Annotated in this window: 15 protein-coding genes; 14 read left to right on the top strand and 1 reads right to left on the bottom strand. The window is 62.6% G+C overall.

The window, feature by feature from the left end; all coding sequences use genetic code 11:
* The first annotated feature begins 208 nt into the window (after positions 1–208).
* The 14 genes from EIY71_RS10600 (at position 209) to ureC (ending at position 13538) form a co-directional block, all read left to right on the top strand.
* Entirely contained in the window at positions 209–997 is a 789-nt protein-coding gene (locus EIY71_RS10600; protein ID WP_085746547.1) for an ABC transporter ATP-binding protein, read from the top strand.
* Complete coding sequence (locus EIY71_RS10595; protein WP_085746546.1) at positions 994–1941, top strand: ABC transporter substrate-binding protein; 948 nt, start codon at positions 994–996, stop codon at positions 1939–1941. Before EIY71_RS10600 ends, EIY71_RS10595 begins: the two co-directional genes overlap by 4 nt.
* Complete coding sequence (locus EIY71_RS10590; RefSeq protein WP_085746545.1) at positions 1938–2948, top strand: iron ABC transporter permease; 1011 nt, start codon at positions 1938–1940, stop codon at positions 2946–2948. The genes EIY71_RS10595 and EIY71_RS10590 overlap by 4 nt, the downstream gene beginning before the upstream one ends.
* A 205-nt stretch (positions 2949–3153) precedes the next feature.
* The gene (gene urtA / locus EIY71_RS10585; protein ID WP_085746544.1) at positions 3154–4419 is read left to right on the top strand and encodes an urea ABC transporter substrate-binding protein; all 1266 of its coding nucleotides are present in this window, start codon (positions 3154–3156) and stop codon (positions 4417–4419) included.
* A 142-nt stretch (positions 4420–4561) separates the two neighbouring features.
* Positions 4562–6064 (top strand): urea ABC transporter permease subunit UrtB, encoded by a 1503-nt coding sequence (gene urtB / locus EIY71_RS10580; protein ID WP_085746543.1) that lies wholly within the window; start codon positions 4562–4564, stop codon positions 6062–6064.
* Positions 6064–7143: an urea ABC transporter permease subunit UrtC gene (gene urtC, locus EIY71_RS10575; RefSeq protein ID WP_134021653.1), complete on the top strand. Its 1080-nt coding sequence runs from the start codon at positions 6064–6066 to the stop codon at positions 7141–7143. Before urtB ends, urtC begins: the two co-directional genes overlap by 1 nt.
* A complete protein-coding gene (urtD, locus tag EIY71_RS10570; protein ID WP_085746541.1) occupies positions 7140–8009 on the top strand; it encodes an urea ABC transporter ATP-binding protein UrtD in 870 nt (289 codons plus the stop codon). The genes urtC and urtD overlap by 4 nt, the downstream gene beginning before the upstream one ends.
* Positions 8010–8163: 154 nt before the next feature.
* Positions 8164–8862: an urea ABC transporter ATP-binding subunit UrtE gene (gene urtE / locus EIY71_RS10565; RefSeq protein WP_007950600.1), complete on the top strand. Its 699-nt coding sequence runs from the start codon at positions 8164–8166 to the stop codon at positions 8860–8862.
* A 43-nt stretch (positions 8863–8905) separates the two neighbouring features.
* On the top strand, positions 8906–9745 hold the full coding sequence (locus EIY71_RS10560; RefSeq protein ID WP_085746540.1) for an urease accessory protein UreD: 840 nt from the start codon (positions 8906–8908) through the stop codon (positions 9743–9745).
* 226 nt (positions 9746–9971) lie between these two features.
* A complete protein-coding gene (ureA, locus tag EIY71_RS10555; RefSeq protein WP_039766748.1) occupies positions 9972–10274 on the top strand; it encodes an urease subunit gamma in 303 nt (100 codons plus the stop codon).
* A 9-nt stretch (positions 10275–10283) separates the two neighbouring features.
* Positions 10284–10817, top strand: coding sequence for a GNAT family N-acetyltransferase (locus EIY71_RS10550; RefSeq protein ID WP_007950603.1), 534 nt, complete (start codon positions 10284–10286; stop codon positions 10815–10817).
* Between the two features lie 5 nt (positions 10818–10822).
* Positions 10823–11356 carry a GNAT family N-acetyltransferase gene (locus EIY71_RS10545; RefSeq protein ID WP_039766745.1) on the top strand — a complete coding sequence of 178 codons (534 nt, stop codon included), beginning with the start codon at positions 10823–10825 and terminating at the stop codon, positions 11354–11356.
* Positions 11356–11661: an urease subunit beta gene (locus EIY71_RS10540; protein ID WP_007950605.1), complete on the top strand. Its 306-nt coding sequence runs from the start codon at positions 11356–11358 to the stop codon at positions 11659–11661. The genes EIY71_RS10545 and EIY71_RS10540 overlap by 1 nt, the downstream gene beginning before the upstream one ends.
* 176 nt (positions 11662–11837) lie before the next feature.
* Entirely contained in the window at positions 11838–13538 is a 1701-nt protein-coding gene (gene ureC / locus EIY71_RS10535; RefSeq protein WP_085746539.1) for an urease subunit alpha, read from the top strand.
* Between the two features lie 48 nt (positions 13539–13586).
* Here the strand turns inward: ureC and EIY71_RS10530 are convergent, their stop codons facing one another.
* Positions 13587–20639, bottom strand: a complete 7053-nt coding sequence (locus EIY71_RS10530; RefSeq protein WP_166673421.1) for an NEL-type E3 ubiquitin ligase domain-containing protein — start codon at positions 20637–20639, stop codon at positions 13587–13589.
* Between the last annotated feature and the right edge of the window lie 151 nt (positions 20640–20790).

The following is a 20790-nucleotide window of genomic DNA, read 5'->3' as shown; positions in this document are numbered from 1 at the left end:
CGAAGATCGGCTCCCATTTCCCCTATGGACGGGGCTGACCGAGGTGTTTGGGCAAGTTACACCGACCTGAAATACCGAGTCGAACTCAGGATTTGAAGAGCACGAAGATCGGCTCCCTTTCCCCCTCGCCCCCTTGGGGGAGAGGGCTGGGGTGAGGGGGATGGATCTACCAGACAGACATAACCTTGGAAATCACACTGAACCTCACATGACCTCACTGTCCCTCACTAATCTCGCTTGGTCCCCCTTGGGCCACGGCCACTGTCATCACCAGTTCCAGCTGCGTGACGCCTCGCTGCAAGTGGCCGCCGGTGAGTTCGTCGGGCTGATCGGGCCCAATGGCAGCGGCAAGACCAGCCTGTTGCGTTGCGCCTACCGCTTCAGTCAGCCGGAAACCGGTGAGGTCAGACTCGATCACCACAACGTGTGGAAGCAATCCTCGCGCTGGTGCGCGCAACGCATCGCCGTGGTGCTGCAGGAATTCCCCGACGCCTTCGGCCTGACCGTCGAAGAAGTGGTCGCCATGGGCCGCACGCCGCACAAAGGCCTGTTCGACGGCGACACGCTGGAAGACCGCCACCTCGCCACCCAGGCCCTCAAATCCGTGGGCCTCGACGGCTTCGAAGACCACGCATTCGCCACGCTGTCCGGCGGTGAAAAACAACGCGTGATCCTCGCCCGGGCCCTGACCCAGCAACCGCAACTGCTGATCCTCGACGAGCCGACCAACCACCTCGATCCGCGCTATCAGCTGGAACTGCTGCAACTGGTCAAGCGTTTGCAGATCGGCACGCTGGCGAGCATCCACGACCTGAACCTGGCTGCCGCGTTCTGCGACCGCTTGTACGTGATCAACCACGGTCGCATCGTCGCCAGCGGCACCCCGCAAGAAGTCCTCACTGTTGAATTGCTGCGCGACGTGTTCGGCGTCGAAGCATTGATCGATCCTCACCCCCTTCACGGCTACCCGCGAATCACCTGGATAACCCGACCATGACTGTGCGCTCCCTGCTTTGCCTCGCTCTGCTGCTGGGCACCACCCAAGCCTTTGCCGAGGCCACGAAGTACCCGCTGACGATCCAGAGCTGCAACCGCGAAGTGACCTTCAAGCAAGCACCGAAACACGCGGTCAGTCACGACATCAACATGACCCAGATGATGCTCGCCCTCGGCCTCAAGCCGAAAATGGCCGGCTACAGCGGCGTCAGTGGCTGGAAGTCGGTGACGCCTGAAATGCAGAGTCTTCTCGACGGTCTGCCGGAGCTGGCAGCCAAGTACCCGTCGGTGGAAACGTTACTCAACGCCAACGTCGATTTCTTCTTCGCCGGCTGGGATTACGGCATGCGCGTCGGCGGCGATCTCACGCCGCAGACCCTGCAACCGCTGGGCATCAATGTGTATGAACTGACCGAGTCCTGCGCCTTCGTGATGAAGCGCCCGGCCGCGACGCTGGACGACACCTACAACGACCTGCGCAACCTCGGAAAGATTTTCGACGTGCAGGATCGCGCCAACGCGCTGATCGCTGACATGCAAAGTCAGGTCGCCGAAATCCGCAAAGACCTGCCCGCTGAAAAACCACGGGTGTTCCTGTACGACAGCGGCGAAGACCGCGCCATGACCTCCGGCCGCCTCGGCATGCCGCAAGCGCTGATCGACGCGGCCGGTGGGCGCAACGTTCTCGATGACGTCGAAGCGAGCTGGACCCGGGTCAACTGGGAGACCGTGGTCGAGCGCAATCCGCAGGTGATCGTGATCGTCGACTACAGCGAAATCACCGCCGAGCAAAAGATTGAATTCCTGCTGAAGAACAAGGCGCTGCAATCGGTGGACGCGATCAAGAACCAGCGCTTCATCGTCATCCCTTACGTGCAGGCCACGCCGGGGATCGACAACGTGCTGGCGGTGGAAACCCTGGCCAAAGGTTTCCACGGCGAATGATCGACCGTCGCTATGCGCTGCTGCTGATCGCCCTCGGTGCCGTATTGCTGGTGTCCTGCGTGGTATCGCTGGGTTTCGGCCCGGCGCGGGTGCCGGTGGACGTGGTGTGGCGGATTCTGCTGCACAAACTGTTCGGCCTCGGTGTGCCGGACTGGAGCGCCGGCCAGGAACACATCGTCTGGCTGATCCGCGTGCCGCGCATGCTGCTCGGTGCATTGGTGGGCGCCGGGCTGGCGTTGATCGGCGCGGTGCTGCAAGCGGTCACGCGAAATCCGCTGGCCGATCCGCACCTGCTTGGCGTCACCTCCGGTGCCACCCTCGGCGCAGTGATCGTGGTACTGCACATCGGCGAAATCGTCGGCCTGCTGACCTTGCCGATCGCCGCGTTCATCGGCGCGTTGTTGAGCATGTTTCTGGTGCTGGGCATCGCCAATCGGCAGGGTCGGCTGGACAGTGATCGTCTGCTGCTGTGTGGCGTGGCCGTTTCGTTCGTGATGATGGCGATCGCCAACCTGCTGTTGTTCATGGGCGATCACCGCGCCAGTTCGGCGGTGATGTTCTGGATGCTCGGTGGCCTTGGTCTGGCGCGCTGGGAGTTGTTGGCGGTGCCGGCGCTGAGCGTGTTGCTTGGCTTGATTCTGCTGATCGGCATGGCCCGTCCGCTGAACGCCTTGATGGCCGGCGAACAGACCGCCGTCACCCTCGGCCTGAATGCGCGGGCGGTGCGTCTGCGGGTGTTCGTGATTGCTTCATTGATGACCGGGGTGCTGGTGTCGATCAGCGGCTCCATCGGTTTTGTCGGGCTGATGGTGCCGCACATTGCCCGGCGCCTGATCGGTGCCGAGCATCGGCGTCTGCTGCCGGTGTGCGTGTTGCTCGGCAGCGTTTTCCTCGTCTGGGTCGACGTCGCGGCGCGGACGCTGATCGCCCCCGAAGACCTGCCCATCGGTGTTGCCACCGCTGCCCTCGGCGGGCTGTTCTTCATCGGCCTGATGCGCCGCCGCTGAATCCTCCGGGTGCGCCCCAATCTGGCGCACCCCGTTGCACCTTTGCATGCAACACGTCCCCTCATGGTGCGCCGACTTCGTGCGCAACCGCTCTAAACCGACATTTCCCTGCCCAAACCCGACCGGGCACAGCCCTTGCAAAACAGCCTTCAGTCGTTCGCATCTGCCAACCATAAAAAACTTTAACGTTCATGGAGATCGCACAATGAAGCGTCGCAGTTTGATCAAGGCTTTCACACTCACGGCATCCATTGCCGCGATGGGCATGACCTGGACCGTACAGGCCGCCGAGACCATCAAGGTCGGGATTCTGCATTCGTTGTCCGGCACCATGGCGATCTCCGAAACGTCGCTCAAGGACATGGCGTTGATGACCATCGACGAGATCAACGCCAAGGGCGGGGTGAACGGCAAGATGCTCGAACCGGTGGTGGTCGACCCGGCGTCGAACTGGCCGCTGTTCGCGGAAAAGGGCCGGCAGTTGCTGACCCAGGACAAGGTCGCGGTGGTGTTCGGTTGCTGGACCTCGGTGTCGCGCAAATCGGTGCTGCCGGTGTTCGAAGAACTCAACGGCCTGCTGTTCTACCCGGTGCAGTACGAAGGTGAAGAGATGTCGCCGAACGTGTTCTACACCGGCGCCGCGCCGAACCAGCAAGCGATCCCGGCGGTTGAATACCTGATGAGTGAAGAAGGTGGCAGTGCCAAGCGCTACTTCCTGCTCGGCACCGACTACGTCTACCCGCGCACCACCAACAAGATCCTGCGCTCGTTCCTGCACTCCAAAGGCGTGGCCGACAAGGACATCGAAGAGGTCTACACCCCGTTCGGCCACAGCGACTATCAAACCATCGTCGCCAACATCAAAAAATTCTCGGCCGGCGGCAAGACCGCTGTGATCTCGACCGTGAATGGCGACTCCAACGTGCCGTTCTACAAAGAGCTGGCCAACCAGGGCCTGAAGGCCACCGACGTACCGGTGGTGGCATTCTCGGTGGGCGAAGAAGAACTGCGCGGCATCGACACCAAGCCGCTGGTGGGCAACCTCGCGGCGTGGAACTACTTCGAGTCGGTGGATAACCCGGTGAACAAGAAGTTCGTCGCCGACTGGAAAGCCTACGCGAAGAAACACAACCTGCCGGGCGCCGACAAAGCGGTGACCAACGACCCGATGGAAGCCACTTACGTCGGCATCCACATGTGGGCGCAGGCGGCGGAGAAAGCCAAATCGACCGACGTCGACAAGGTCCGCGAAGCCCTCGGCGGCCAGACCTTTGCCGCGCCGTCCGGCTACACCCTGACCATGGACAAGACCAATCACCACCTGCACAAACCGGTGATGATCGGCGAGATCCAGAGCGACGGTCAGTTCAACGTGGTGTGGCAGACCGAGGGGCCGATTCGGGCGCAGCCGTGGAGCCCGTTCATTCCGGGTAATGACAAGAAGCCGGAGTATGCGGTGAAGAGCAACTGAGTTAACCCGCTCAACCTGATCGTTCCCACGCTCTGCGTGGGAATGCAGCCGGGGACGCTCTGCGTCCCAAGAGCGGACGCGGAGCGTCCGTTGAGGCATTCCCACGCAGAGCGTGGGAACGATCAATACAGGAATGCCCGTTATGCCCACTGCCCTTTACCGCTTGATCCTGGCCGTCGCACTTTTGCTGCCGATGGCCGTCCATGCCGGAGATGCGGAAGACTTCGTCGCCGCCAACCCGACGCAACAGGCCAAACTGCTGGAAGCCTGGGCCGCGCAGCCCGATCCGGCGCGTGTCGAACTGATCAATGCCCTGCAACAAGGCGAACTGACCGTCGACGGCCAACCCAAAACCCTGCGCCTGAACAACCGCCTGCGGGGTCTGATCGACACCGCGCTGGCCAGCCACCAATTGCTCGCCGCCGACGCCAAAACCCGTCTGACTGCCGCGCAGCAATTGCAGAAAAGCGCCAAACCGGCGCAGCTGAAATTTCTCGACCAGCAACTGGCTGGCGAAACCGATGAAAGCGTCCACGCCGCCCTGAGCCTGGCGCTGGCCAACCTGCAACTGGTCGACACTGACCCGGCGGTACGCCTCGCAGCCGTGCGTCTGCTCGGTGAAACCGGCGATCCACTGGCCCGCACCCGCCTCGAAGGCCTGCTCGAACTCGGCGTCGAAACCGATGCCAACGTGCGCACCGCCGCCGAAACCAGCCTCGCCCAGGTCAAGCGCAAACTGCTGGTCGGCGAACTGCTCGGCCAGGCCTTCAGCGGCATGTCCCTCGGTTCGATTCTGTTGCTCGCGGCACTTGGCCTGGCGATCACCTTCGGCCTGCTCGGCGTGATCAACATGGCCCACGGCGAAATGCTGATGCTCGGCGCCTACTCGACCTACGTCGTGCAGCTGATGTTCCAGCGCTACGCGCCGAATGCCATCGAGTTCTATCCGCTGATCGCGCTGCCGGTGGCGTTCTTCGTCACGGCCGCCATCGGCATGGCCCTGGAGCGCACGGTGATCCGTCACCTCTACGGCCGCCCACTGGAAACCCTGCTCGCCACCTGGGGCATCAGCCTGATGCTGATTCAGCTGGTGCGACTGGTGTTCGGTGCGCAGAACGTTGAAGTGGCGAACCCGGCGTGGCTGTCCGGCGGGATTCAGGTGCTGCCGAATCTGGTGCTGCCGTACAACCGCATCGTGATCATCGCCTTTGCGTTGTTCGTGGTGGTGCTGACCTGGCTGCTGCTGAACAAGACCCGCCTCGGCCTGAACGTGCGCGCCGTCACCCAGAACCGCAACATGGCCGCCTGCTGCGGCGTGCCCACCGGGCGCGTCGACATGTTCGCCTTCGGCCTCGGCTCGGGCATCGCCGGGCTCGGTGGCGTGGCCCTGAGCCAGATCGGCAATGTCGGCCCGGACCTCGGCCAGAGCTACATCATCGACTCGTTCCTGGTGGTGGTGCTCGGCGGCGTCGGGCAACTGGCCGGCAGCGTGTTCGCCGCATTTGGCCTGGGCATCGCCAACAAGATTCTCGAACCGCAGATCGGTGCGGTGCTCGGCAAGATCCTGATCCTCGCGCTGATCATTCTGTTCATCCAGAAACGTCCGCAAGGCCTCTTCGCACTGAAAGGACGGGTGATCGACTGATGAACCAGCCTCTAGTAGTCACGGCCACACAAAAGGCCGGCCCGAAAGTCACCCTCGCCATCGGCGCGGTGGTGCTCGCCTTGCTGATCGCTCTGCCGCTGCTGTCGCTGTTGCCGGCGGACAGTGCACTGCACGTTTCTGCTTACACCCTGACGCTGGTCGGCAAGATTCTCTGCTACGCCATCGTCGCCCTGGCACTGGATCTGGTCTGGGGTTACGCCGGTCTCTTGTCGCTGGGCCACGGTCTGTTCTTCGCCCTCGGCGGTTATGCGATGGGCATGTACCTGATGCGCCAGGCTGCCGGTGATGGCTTGCCGGCGTTCATGACCTTTCTGTCTTGGACGGAATTGCCGTGGTACTGGAGCGGCACCGGTAACTTCCTCTGGGCGATGTGCCTGGTGGTGTTGGCGCCGGGGTTGCTGGCGCTGGTGTTCGGTTTTTTCGCCTTCCGCTCAAGGATCAAGGGCGTGTATTTCTCGATCATGACCCAGGCCCTGACCTTCGCCGGGATGCTGCTGTTTTTCCGCAACGAGACCGGGTTCGGCGGCAACAACGGTTTCACCAATTTCCGCACGATCCTCGGTTTCGGCATCACCGAACCCGGCACGCGCGCGGTGCTGTTTCTGGCGACGGTGTTGCTGCTGGTGGCGAGTCTGTTCATCGGCTGGCGGCTGGCGCGCAGCAAGTTAGGCCGGGTGCTGACCGCGTTGCGTGACGCGGAAAATCGCCTGATGTTCTGCGGCTACGACCCGCGCGGCTTCAAGCTGTTCGTCTGGGTCTTGAGCGCAGTGTTGTGCGGCCTGGCCGGTGCGTTGTACGTGCCACAGGTTGGGATCATCAACCCGAGCGAAATGTCGCCAACCAACTCGATCGAAGCCGCCGTGTGGGTGGCCCTTGGCGGGCGCGGCACCCTGATCGGCCCGCTGCTCGGCGCCGGTGTGGTCAACGGCATGAAGAGCTGGTTCACCGTGGCCTTCCCCGAATACTGGCTGTTCTTCCTCGGCGCGCTGTTCATCGTCGTGACGTTGTACCTGCCCAAGGGTGTGATCGGTCTGCTGAAGAAACGAGGTGAATCATGAGAGTCACGGCGAGCGCTGAATTCATGCTGGAACCGGCCTTTTTCCCGGTGGAACCGAACAAGGACGAAGGCACCAGCCGCGACTCGATCGGCCTCGGGCAACGCGTCGGTCCGGGCCTCGACACCCGCCACGGCACGATCCTGACCCTGGAAGACATCAGCGTCAGCTTCGACGGTTTCCGGGCGCTGAACAATCTGAACCTGTACATCGGCGTCGGCGAACTGCGCTGCATCATCGGCCCCAACGGCGCGGGCAAGACCACGCTGATGGACGTGATCACCGGCAAGACCCGACCAAGCCACGGCAAAGCGTGGTTCGGTGAAACCCTCGACCTGACGCAGATGAGCGAAGTGCAGATCGCCCAGGCCGGCATCGGTCGCAAGTTCCAGAAACCGACGGTGTTCGAAGCATTGAGCGTGTTCGAGAACCTGGAGCTGGCGCAGAAAACCGACAAGTCGGTGTGGGCCAGCCTGCGGGCGAGGTTGAGCGGCGAGCAGAAAGACCGGATCAGCGAAGTGCTCGACACGATTCGCCTGACCACTTCGGTCAATCGCCCCGCCGGGCTGCTGTCTCATGGGCAGAAGCAGTTTCTGGAAATCGGCATGTTGCTGATGCAGGACCCGCAATTGCTGCTGCTCGATGAACCGGTGGCGGGCATGACCGACGCCGAAACCGAATTCACCGCCGAGCTGTTCAAGTCGCTCGCGGGCAAGCACTCGCTGATGGTGGTGGAACACGACATGGGCTTCGTCGGTTCGATTGCCGACCACGTCACCGTGTTGCATCAGGGCAGCGTGCTGGCCGAAGGATCACTGGAACAGGTGCAGGACAACGAGCGCGTGATCGAGGTTTACCTCGGTCGTTAGCCCTGCGATTCAGATCGTTCCCACGTCGAGGCGTCGAACCGTCCGCGTGGGAATGCCGCCATGGACGCTCCGCGTCCGCCGTTATGTGACGCGGAGCGTCACGGGATTCATTCCCACGCAGAGCGTGGGAACGATCACCGGGGAGAGTTTGAACATGCTGCAAGTCGACAAGCTGCATCAGTACTACGGCGGAAGCCACATCCTGCGCGGCCTGAGCTTTGACGTGAAGGTCGGCGAAGTGACCTGCCTGCTCGGGCGTAACGGTGTGGGCAAGACCACGCTGCTCAAATGCCTGATGGGCCTGTTGCCGGCCAAGGAAGGCGCGGTGAACTGGGAAGGCAAACCGATCACCACGTTCAAGCCGCATCAGCGGGTGCACGCCGGGATCGCCTACGTCCCGCAGGGACGGGAGATTTTCGGCCGGCTGACCGTGGAAGAAAACCTGCTGATGGGTCTGTCGCGTTTCCCCGGCAGCGAAGCCAAAGAGGTTCCGGCGTTCATCTACGAGCTGTTCCCGGTGCTGTTGCAAATGAAACAGCGGCGCGGCGGCGACTTGTCCGGTGGTCAGCAACAGCAGCTCGCCATCGGCCGCGCACTGGCCAGCCGTCCGCGTTTGCTGATTCTCGACGAACCCACCGAAGGCATCCAGCCGTCGGTGATCAAGGAAATCGGCGCGGTGATCAAGAAGCTCGCGGCCCGGGGCGACATGGCGATTCTGCTGGTGGAGCAGTTCTACGATTTCGCCGCCGAACTGGCCGATCAGTACCTGGTGATGTCCCGGGGCGAGATCGTGCAGCAGGGCCGTGGCGAAAATATGGAAGCCGAAGGTGTACGCGGGCTGGTGACTATTTGAGGTTACGGTCTAATCTGTAGCGTCCTAACGATAATCAGAAAACATGAACTTACCTGTTGCGACTGCCCTGTTTACCCCGAGCTGGCATGCCGAGCTGGAGCTGGCCTACGCCCGCTTCGGCGATTGCACGCGGCCGACCCGACGCCGGCACCTCGGCCCGTTGCGGGTGCAAAAGCATCTGTACGCCGAAGGGCCCGAGGTCTGTCAGCACATCATCGTCCACCCGCCGGGCGGGATTGCCGGGGGTGACCGGCTGGACATCAGCGCCCGCGTCGAACAAGGCGCCTGGGCGCAGATCACCAGCCCCGGCGCGGCCAAGTGGTATCGCGCGGCGGGGCCCGCTTATCAGTCGCTGAACCTGCATGTCGCCGATGGCGCGACACTGGAATGGCTGCCCCAGGAGACCATCGTCTACAGCGCCGCCCAGGCTGAACTCACGACCTCGATCGAGCTTGAAGGCGATGCGCGACTGTTTTACTGGGACGTGGTGGCCCTCGGGCGTCCGGCCAGTGGCGAGCGTTTCGACCTCGGGCATTTCCAGGCGCATCTGGATATTCGCCGTGATGGGCGGTTGTTGTGGCATGAGCGCCAGCGCATCGTCGGCGATGACGGCTTGCTCGATTCGCCGATCGGGCTGGATGGCCATCCGGTGTTTGCGACGTTGCTGGTCACCGGTGAGATTGATGCTGAATTGCTGGAGCGCTGCCGCTCGCTAAACCACGACGTGCGCGGGGATCTGACGCAACTTCCCGGACTTTTGGTCGCCCGTTGTCTGGCCGGTGAAGCGTTGCTGGCGCGGGCGTGGCTTATTGAATTGTGGCGCTTGTTGCGGCCGAAATTGATGGGACGCGAGGCTGTACCGCCAAGAATATGGAACACCTGAAAACCAGCCCTCACCCCCCGCCCTCTCCCGGAGGGAGAGGGGGCCTGACCGAGGTGACCGCTGGAAATGTTTCAGGCACGAGAATTCAACTGACTGAACTGGCCACTGAAAACGACCGAGATCAGTCCCCTCTCCCTCCGGGAGAGGGTTAGGGTGAGGGCTGGGTCTGACTGGCACCCCACTCACCACAAGAACCACACAAATCTGCCCAAATGGATTTAAAACGATGGACCTGACCCCACGCGAAAAAGACAAGCTGCTGATCTTCACCGCCGGCCTCGTTGCCGAGCGGCGACTGGCCCGTGGCGTGAAGCTCAACTACCCGGAAGCCATGGCCTACATCTCGGCGGCGCTGCTCGAAGGCGCTCGTGACGGCCAGACCGTGGCCGAACTGATGCACTACGGCACCACCCTGCTGACCCGCGATCAGGTGATGGAAGGCATCCCGGAAATGATCCCGGAGATCCAGGTCGAAGCGACGTTTCCCGACGGCACCAAACTGGTCACCGTCCACCAACCGATCGTCTGAGGCCGCGCCATGACTTACACCATCCGCGATGCACTGCACGCCGACCTGCCGGCGATCCGTGACATCTACAACGACGCCGTGCTCAACACCACGGCGATCTGGAATGAATCCGCCGTCGACCTCGGCAACCGTCAGGCGTGGTTCAGCGCCCGTCAGGCTCAGGGTTATCCGATCCTGGTGATCGTCGACGCCGACAACACCACCCTTGGCTACGCTTCGTTCGGTGACTGGCGGCCGTTCGACGGTTTCCGCCACACCGTCGAGCACTCGGTCTACGTGCGCAGCGACCAGCGCGGCAACGGCCTCGGCCCGCAACTGATGACCGCGCTGATCGAACGCGCGAAAACCTGCGACAAGCACGTCATGGTCGCCGCTATCGAGAGCGGCAACGCTGCGTCTATCCGCCTGCACGAGCGCGCCGGTTTCATCACCACCGGGCAGATGCCGCAAGTCGGCACCAAGTTCGGCCGCTGGCTCGACCTGACCTTCATGCAACTGACCCTCAATCCTGGCGCGGAGCCGCCGCCCGCCCACAAGGAGTGACACCGATGAACCCCGCCCAACTGCGACGCGTCAATGCTGAAAGTTTTGCGCACTATCGTCAGGGCCTGATTGACCTGTTGCTCGACGCCGTGGGTTATGGCGCCAGCGTCGGCTTCATGGCCGACCTCGATGCCACGCAGGCCCGCGCCTATTTCGACGACGTGCAGGACAACCTGAACAAGGGCAACGTCTTGCTGTGGGTGGTGGTCAAGGACGAACAGGTGCAGGCCAGCGTCCAGTTGAGCCTGTGCCAGAAGGCCAACGGCCTGAACCGCGCCGAGGTGCAGAAACTGCTGGTGCGCGAACACGCCCGGCGACGCGGCCTCGGCCAGCAGTTGATGCAAGCACTGGAACAGACCGCGCGTCAGTACAAGCGCGGCATGCTTTACCTCGACACCGAGGCCGGCTCCCCCGCCGAAGATTTCTACAAGGCCCTGGGTTACACCCGGGCCGGGGAAATCCCCGATTACGCTTGCGACCCGAACGGCACCTATCGCCCGACGGCCCTCTATTACAAAGTCCTGCAAGGAGCGAACTGATGATTCCCGGCGAATACAAAATCCAGCCCGGCGACATCGAACTCAACGTCGGTCGCCGCACTGTCAGCCTGAAAGTGGCGAACAGCGGCGACCGGCCGATCCAGGTCGGCTCGCACTATCACTTTTTCGAAACCAACGATGCCCTGACCTTCGACCGCGCGGCCAGCCGTGGCATGCGCCTGAACATTCCGGCGGGCACCGCCGTGCGCTTCGAGCCTGGGCAGAGCCGCGAGGTGGAACTGGTGGACTATGCCGGGCACCGGCGGGTGTTCGGGTTTGCCGGGCGGGTCATGGGTGACCTCTGAGTCCGCGTGTACCGCAGCCCTCACCCCAACCCTCCCGAAACGTCGGACCGCCCGGAGGGAGAGGGAGCCGATCACCGATAGCCGCCTCACCGCGATCAGTCCCCTCTCCCTCTGGGAGAGGGTTAGGGTTAGGGTGAGGGTCGATGGCTCACCGCTATTTTCCTGAAGGACGCCAGATGAAGATTTCCAGACAAGCCTACGCCGACATGTTCGGCCCCACCGTCGGCGACAAGGTGCGCCTGGCCGACACCGAGCTGTGGATCGAGGTCGAACAGGACTTCACCACCTACGGCGAAGAAGTGAAGTTCGGCGGCGGCAAAGTGATCCGCGACGGCCAGGGTCAGAGCCAGTTGCTGGCGGCCGAAGTGGTCGACACCGTCATCACCAACGCCCTGATCATCGACCACTGGGGCATCGTCAAGGCTGACGTGGGCCTCAAGGACGGGCGCATCGCCGCCATCGGCAAGGCCGGCAACCCCGACGTGCAGCCCGGCGTGACCATCGCCATCGGCGCCAGCACCGAAGTGATTGCCGGCGAGGGCATGATCCTCACCGCCGGCGGCATCGACACCCACATCCACTTCATCTGCCCGCAGCAGATCGAAGAGGCGCTGATGAGCGGCGTCACCACCATGATCGGCGGCGGCACGGGACCAGCCACCGGCACCAACGCCACCACCTGCACTTCAGGGCCGTGGCACCTGGCGCGGATGCTCCAGGCAGCGGACGCATTCCCGATGAACATCGGCCTCACCGGCAAGGGCAACGCCAGCCTGCCGGAGCCGTTGATCGAACAGGTCAAGGCCGGCGCCATCGGCCTCAAGCTGCACGAAGACTGGGGCACCACCCCGGCGAGCATCGACAACTGCCTGAGCGTCGCCGACCAGTACGACGTGCAGGTAGCGATCCACACCGACACCCTCAACGAGTCCGGTTTCGTCGAAACCACCCTCGGCGCGTTCAAGGGCCGGACCATCCACACCTATCACACCGAAGGTGCCGGTGGCGGCCACGCGCCGGACATCATCAAGGCCTGCGGTTTCGCCAACGTACTGCCGAGTTCGACCAACCCGACCCGGCCGTTCACCCGCAACACCATCGACGAACACCTCGACATGCTGATGGTCTGCCACCACCTCGACCCGAGCATTGCCGAAGACGTGGCGTTCGCCGAAAGCCGCATCCGCCGCGAAACGATTGCCGCCGAAGACATCCTCCACGACCTCGGCGCGTTCTCGATGATCAGCTCCGACAGCCAGGCCATGGGCCGCGTCGGCGAAGTCATCACGCGCACCTGGCAGACCGCCGACAAGATGAAGAAACAGCGCGGGCCGCTCGCGCAGGACGGCGAAGGCAACGATAACTTCCGCGCCAAACGCTACATCGCCAAGTACACGATCAACCCGGCGATCACCCATGGCATCAGTCATGAAGTGGGTTCGGTGGAAGTCGGCAAATGGGCCGATCTGGTGCTGTGGCGCCCGGCATTCTTCGGCGTGAAACCGACGCTGATCCTCAAGGGCGGCGCCATCGCCGCCAGCCTGATGGGCGACGCCAACGCGTCGATCCCGACCCCGCAACCGGTGCACTACCGCCCGATGTTCGCCAGTTACGGCGGCTCGCTGCACGCCACCAGCCTGACCTTCATCAGTCAGGCGGCGCAGGCGTCGGGATTGCCCGAAGCATTGGGCCTGAAGAAGAAAATCGCGGTGGTCAAAGGTTGCCGCGACGTGCAGAAAACCGACCTGATCCACAACGACTACCTGCCCAACATCGACGTCGACCCGCAGACCTATCAGGTCAAGGCCGACGGGGTGTTGCTCTGGTGTGAACCGGCCGAAACCCTGCCAATGGCCCAGCGTTACTTTCTGTTCTGAGCCAAAGCCCCGGTCGTCGAGCTTTCGACGATCGGGGCTGGCGGCGCCTCAGCGGGTTGAGGTGTCCATCAGATAACCTGAAGTGCCAGGCTGCTCATCGTCGAGCCCGACCGTCGCCGGTTCGCCGGTTTCGAGGTGCGACAGGGCAATCAGTTGCTGATTGCGCTCGATACCACGCTCGATCTCGAGCGCCTGTACCGCCTCTTGGTATGCCGTGCTGGTCACGCCCTCATATTCGTCCTCAAGTCGTTGCAGCTTTTCATCCGCGCTGCGCTTGAGCGCACCGAGTTCATCCGGGTACTTCTCGGTCAGGTACTGCACCCAGTAATCGCGGCTGATCAGTTCTTCATAGAACCGCTCGCCTTTTTCCGCCTTCACGACGGCGTCACGCGCGGTCGCCAGCTCCTCGCCCCTGATGGGCCGGGCAAATCGCATGTGGCTGGGTTGCCCCGGCAGTTGCAGACCGTCCTCCCAGCCTGATGTCAGACCGATCCGGTATTGCAGTCGCACTTCCGCCGGATCGGCGTGACGGCCCATGCTGCGTGCGGCCAGTTTTTCCACCTCGCCCAGGCGGAACAGCTGCCGCGACAAGTCGAGCAAGGCGCGCCCCTTCGCCGCGAGGCCGGGCTGCAAGTGTCGCAAGGCGTTGTACTCGAAGACCTTGACCTCGATTTCACTGAGCGCCAGGGTGCGGCCATCAACACAGGTCGTGTGGGTGGTCGCCATCGAAAACAGCGTGTCGCGCAGCTCCTGACTGCCATCCGCCGCCTCGACAACTTCCCACACGCGCCGGGTCAGGTCGGCGCGAAACACCCGGAACTCTTCGGTGTCCGGCATCCGTGAAAGCAGATGGAAGAACGCCCCGTTGTCAGGCTCGGCAGCCAACCGCTGCCACATGGCCCGATATCGTGCGGCGTCCTCTTGCGGGATGTTTTCAATCCAGGGCGCAGCTTGTTGTTCGAGGATGCTTTCAGCGAGTGTCGGGACCACTTCATCCGGTTCTGCATCACTCTCTGTACCCGCGCCTTCGTCGTCGCTTTCGGTCGTACTTTCCATGTCATCGATCATCCGGTCGATATCGGCATACGTCATACCCAACACATCGCGACGCCCATGGGCATCGGCGTACTCACGCAGGCGCATCAGGCTTTGCTGCGATATCTCGTAGTTCTCCGACAGATTGCTGCCGGCGAGCAACATGGCATGGTCGCGGTCGTACAACTCGACAGGAATCGACGAGATCTCGTTGTTGCTCAGATCGATCACTCGCAGACGGGGCGCTTGCAGCACGCCTTCCGGCCATGCCGTGAGCAGGTTGTCACGCAGGTCCAGCCGCTCCAGTCGCTCGAGACGAGTGACGCTGAATGTGCGCAGGCCGTTATGGCTCAGGTCCAGCCACTGCAACTGCGACAGCCCCTCGAGCGCTTGATCCAGCGCTGCGGAATCCGCGAGGCCGGTGAGTGACAGTTCCAGTCGTTCCAGCTGACGCATTTGCCCGACAGGCTCAGGGATTGCCGGCAAGTGGTTGCCGCTGAGGTTGAGCTTTCGCACCTGCGTGAATGCCCTGAGGAAAGCACTGGAGCCATCGGTGGAAAGCTTGACCCCCGCGAGATTCAGGGTGCTCACCGCAGGAAACGCCTCTGACAGTTCGGGCAGATTGCCGACTTGCAGACCGTCGAGGTTCAGCTCTCGATCAGTCACGCCATTCCAGTCAATCGTACCTTCACGCCAGCATTCGATGATCCGCTGCGCCGCAAGTTGGCGGGTGCGCGATGACACGACCCAATCCATGCCGCGGGTTTCATGGGTGAACAGCCAATCGTTCAGACGCCGGGTCAGCGACTCGAATGTCTGCTCCCATGCGTCGATTCGCGCACCGATCTGCACCTCGGTCAACCCGGCGCCCTGCATCCGTACTATCGCCTGCTGCGCCTGCGCGCTGTCGTACTGCGGACGCAAACGCCGGACGCGAGCAGCCCACCCGGCCGCCCCCTCGCCCATTGCCGTGAGCGGAGGCAGCGGCAGCAACCGCCGGGCGATCACCGAGCCGCTTTCCGCAGGCGGCGTGCGATGGCGCGGTTCTTCCAGGGCAAAGCGCTGAAGCGATCCAGGCATCAGACCTCTGGCCTCTTCGATGCGCTGGCGCGCACTGCCCAGCGACACTTTGGCCTGTTCGGTCAGCGGCGTGCCAACCAGGCTGGTATCGAGCAACAACGCATCACGCGCCAGCAACGCCTCCGGCAGCGCGGTCAACTGACTGTCGCTGAGATCCAGCCAGGTCAGCTCTGGCAGAGACTCCGCACCGACCGGCCATTCGCGCAGGGTCGTCGCGCTAAGGTCCAGTGCTATCAGGCGATTCATCCCGCGCACATCGATGCTGTTCAGCGGGTTGTCATGCAGGTTCAGGGTTTCGAGTGCCGGCAGATCGCTTGAGTCCAGCGGCAGTTCGGTCAAGCCACAATGGCTCAGGTCGAGGTTATCGACCCCGCGAAACGTGCGGATAAAACCGCGCAACTGTTCGACCGGGGCCTGCAACCCGGCCAGATTCAGACTTCTGACATGAGCGAACCCCTCAGGCGACAGGGCCGGCAGACTGTCCACCGGCGAGCCGAGAATATCCAGCACCGAGGCATCATTGGGCAGGCTGACATACAGGTTGTAAAACAGGCTCTCGGTGCGCGCGCCGTAACGCTGGAACAACCCGCTGCGCCAGCTGGTCTTCAGCGCCTCGGCCACTGCCGAACGTACTGCACCGCCGTTGAGGACCGTCGGCTCGGAACCGACCCACTCCTGAAGCCGGTTGAGTTCGCTGAACTGCTCGCTCAGGGTTTCGATCGCGGCGAAGCGGCTGCCGATGTCTGGCCATTGCGCCTTGAACCCCGTACTCAGGACATCGAAAAGGCTCGGCTCCATGCCGACAAAACGCTTGAGCTCACCGCGGCAGTAATCCGCGACCATTTCGTCCAGATCGATCAAATGCCGGGGCTGGCTGCGGATAAATTCGTAGATCGGCTTGAACACCCGACGCGGGAATTTCGACCAGTCCAGCGACAGGCCGGACAACAGCCGCTGATGGCCTTCATAGATTTCCATCGGCAGGCTATTGATCGCGGTTGATCGCAAATTCAGGCGTTCCAGTCGTGGCAAGTCCAGAACACCGCGCGGCCACTGGTGCATTTGCGGGCTGCCGATTTCGAGCCTGCGCAATTGGCGCATGCCGCCGACGTCGAGCGTCATGGGCACCACCGGGTTCATGCCTCCAGAGGAACAGTGCAGCTCCAGCTCTTCAAGCCGGTTCAGTTCCCGAAGCCGTGTCGCCACTTGCCCGGTAATCGGTGTGGAGAGTTTCAGGCGGGTCATGTGCCGCAGCGTCCTCAACGTCGCGAGCACTTTGTCGAACTCCGCAACACTGGCGGTCAATGTCAGTTTCTCGACATTGGGAAATGCCGCAAGCGTGTCGCCCACGACCGGAACGCGCAACATCAGTTCGCGCACATGGGAAAAGTCCGCCGCCAACGAAGGCAGCGACGCGTCACTGATCAGCGTCAGGCGGGCCGCTTGCGGATCGTGTCCGGCCAACGGTGCATTGCGCCAACAGTCCTTGATGTTTTGCACCACACTGACGAACTCGTCCCGGGAAGCGCGCAAACGCAAATTCTGCGACATCAACCATTGATCGAGCGTTGTTTCCAGACTCCGCCACTCGCTCAATCGATTATTGAGCAAATGAAAGATCTGCTGGTCATTCTTGCCCAGACGCCATTGTTCAAGGATGAAACCGCGTGCCTGAACATCGGTAAGATCCGGGTAGACATTCTGGACGTGACCGGTCAACGACGGATCCGGCCCCGGCCCATCGCCACTCGCGCGATAGCCAAGCAGTCGGGAGGCAATACGCTGCGGCGGCTTGAACCATGGTTTTTCTGCGGCGCCTGCACGCAGAAGCCAGGCCGACTGACTGCGCTCGGCAAGCGCTCGTTCAGCGATCGCACCTTGCAGCTCGACGCTCTGTCCGACATGCGGCAGCCCCAGCGCCTGCCGTGCCGGATCGGGCAAGGCATGCATCAACGAGCTGAAAAAGTTATCCCCCCTGTGGGGAATGCCATTGAGCGGCTCGCCACGCTCGTTGGCGGCTTGAAAGGCATCGGCGTACTTGACCAGATACTTGTGCGCAGAGGCCGTTTCGCTGCCGATGGCATCCAGCAGCGGGCCGCTGATACTGCCTTCGCGGAGTTCCAGAAGCACGTCATCCGACCAGCCCGGCAGCCGACCCAATGTCTGCAACGCGAGATGACGGCTGTCGGGCGAGGCCATGGTCTCACTGCGCAACCCGGCCAGCGCCCGGGTAAGGCGTCCTTGCTGGCCATACCAGCGACCGAGCTCCTGCAAATGCGAAGGGACCTTCGCAGTGCCGTCCAATCGGGCCAGTTCCTCGGCGTTGGCCTCGCCCAACACAGCTGTTGCGGCCCGCCCGGTCAGCCCGGGGACGACTCGTTGCAGCTTTGCCGCCCGGGGCTCGACTGGCTCGGTTGCCTTGAGAAGACTGTCGAACAACGCAGGCTGGTGCGCGCCGGCGTAGTCGGCAATCTGCCTGGAGAACTCCTGGGCCCTCGACGCGCGAACCCGTGCAGGCTCGCCACCCAGCAGACGCACCGTCTCCGCCTCATCCAGTGCCGCGAGTATCCGGCTCGGTAGCTCACCGTTCAGCACCTCGGCCCGGCTGATCCGGATCGGCGCCTTGCCGCCGCGCTTCGTCCCGTAACCGATTGCCCGCCCCGAGAAGTCAGGATTGTCGAAGATCTGCAGCCTGCGCCCGAACGGCCAGCGCGGCATGTCGGGAAGCAGCGGCATCAGATGCATGAAGCGACTGTCGACCACCCGTGTTCCTGCTGCCTGTTCGACGATCGATCCAGCATCGCGTTCGGCGTTGAACAGTTGCATGGCATCGGCCAGTTCCGGCGGCGGCAAGGCGTTGTCCAGGTGCATCTTGCGCAAGGCGTTGTCGCTGACACCGGCCACATCGGCCATCGTCAATAATTGCTCGTCAGCAAACGGGTCAGTGCTGTGGCCGATACGCCGCAACAACATCAACCGGTCCCAGTCCTGCGGGCGTTCCAGGGTATGCCGCCATGCACCGGCGCCGTTATGCGTCAGGGGCGGCTGATAGGCCTGCGAATCGCTCGGATGCTGGATGCGCCAGGCTTTGAGCGACTCGTCGTAAGTCTGCTGGTAAGTCTTGCCGTCGAGGCGGATGCAGGTTTTTCCTCCCGACTCGTACTGCCCCAGCGCATTCGGTACAACGTTCGAGTCCAGTGTGACCGGACTCTCGTAGCCACTCAGATCAGGCTTCCACAAGCGGGCCGTGCCGTCGGGCATTTCCACCTGATGCAGGTTCTCGATGACCGGTGTCGATCGGGCGGCGGTCAGCCGGGCGAGCCCTTTGCCGGCACCCGCCATCAAGGCAATCAACGCCAGGTTCTGCGCGACATCGATCAGATGCGCCTTGGCGGCCTTGCGATCACCCTCGCTCCACTCGATGGCGCCTTCAAGGGTTTCTTCGAGCAGTTGCCCGGCCATCACCACCATCATCACTTCACCCAAAACCGGCACGAACATCGAGACGCCCATCAGCACCAGCATGCCGATGTTCAACAATCCGGCGAATTTTTCCGAACGCACTTTGGCATCGACATCCGCCGTCGGCACTGCATGGCTGCGGGCATCGTCCATCATCCGGTCGCGATGCCGGTGATAAAGGTAATCCCACAAGTCAACGTTTTGCGCCCAGATGCCATGGCCTTTGCGCGGCAGGCCGACCGGGTTCAGATAGGGATCGGTGTTCGGCACCTGCTCGATCGACGGCGCAGGCGGCAGTTCGTGAATACCGGTCAGGGCGGCGTTGAATGGATTGACCGCTTTGTAAAACTCATTGAGCAGCGCTTCATAGGGCGCCAGCCTTTGGGCGAGCGTACGGTTCGGCGGGTCGTCAGTGAACTGGCCGAAGTAACGCGAGCGGTCGGCATACGCGACGAACTGGCTGAAAAACCGTTGGTAGCCGTTGGGTTCCGCTGGATGAGCCTGAGTAGCATCGGGTGCGGTGAACCGCCGCTTGAACATCGCGGCCATCTCCCCGCCCCTGTAGCGCTTGAGCGGGTGACAGGGATCGCCCGGGATATACAGAATCGAATCGTCGCTGTAACGGTACTTCTCACAGATCGTGAACATGACGCAGCCAGTCATGCGCCGGCCCATCAGGCTCAGATCGCGAAACCATATCTGCCGATCGCCCTGAACCGGTGCCAGCTCACCGTCGAGGATTGAACGAATCGAGGCGTAGTCTTCACGCCCGATATCACCTTTGACCAATGCCAGTTCGGCAGCCGCACGCAATGCGGTTTTATGGGCGTCGATGAATTTATCGCGCAGCGCGTGCTCGGCCACCGCGTCCCTGGGGTGCAGGAAATCCTTGAGGTAAGCCTGGTATTTCGCCCCGATATCCAGCGAGCGGCACAGGCCGGTGAACTGCTCGACCGTCAGGGAAGTGCTCAACGGCGCAAGGGTGCCGGGTTCCAGGCTTTCACTGCGAAATCCCGATGTTTCATGAAAAGCCCCGCTTTTGCATTCGCGGGCTTCGAAGTTGTGCAGCGCCGCCTGTAGCAGAGGCAGTTTCAATACCTCAAAGTAATCGATGTCGATGGCGAAGATGCCCATCTCCACCGGTTTGTTCAGCACCAGCCAGGTCTTGCTGACGTCCAGCGTCACGTTGAAGCGGTCCTTGAGGGCCCTGGTCAACAACGGCGCGGCGAAGCTGTCGATGTCCTGAAAGGTTGACATGGCGTTATCCAGGCGGGTCTGGGCGGCGACGCTGGCGGTCACGGCATCGCCCACGGCTTTGCGTTGATCGCGCGATGCGCGCCTGTACCAGTCCGGCGTGGCGGCATTGGCATTTTTCAGCGCGTCCTGCTGCCGAACCGGTGCGTTGACCAACCAGTCCGGGCTGGCCTTGTGCAGGAAATCGGCGTGCAGACTTTGCGTCGCGAGCGGCCCCGGCGAGGAGGTGACGTTATCGGTTGAAGAGAGGGAGACAGGGATTTCGGGCATGGTTTCACTCCTTGAAATGGAGCGAAAGCAGACCATGGCGAGCCTCAACGGCGGCGGTACATAGGTATCGCGGCACGGCGTCTTGTCAGCGGAGATTTCAGGCCCGAGCGGCACTTTCATTCCCGCCCAAAGGGGCTAATATTCGAACGCC

The sequence above is a fragment of the Pseudomonas sp. CH235 genome (assembly GCF_004368175.1).
Taxonomy (GTDB): Bacteria; Pseudomonadota; Gammaproteobacteria; order Pseudomonadales; family Pseudomonadaceae; genus Aquipseudomonas; species Aquipseudomonas paraglycinae.
This window is presented reverse-complemented; position numbering and strand designations above follow the sequence as displayed.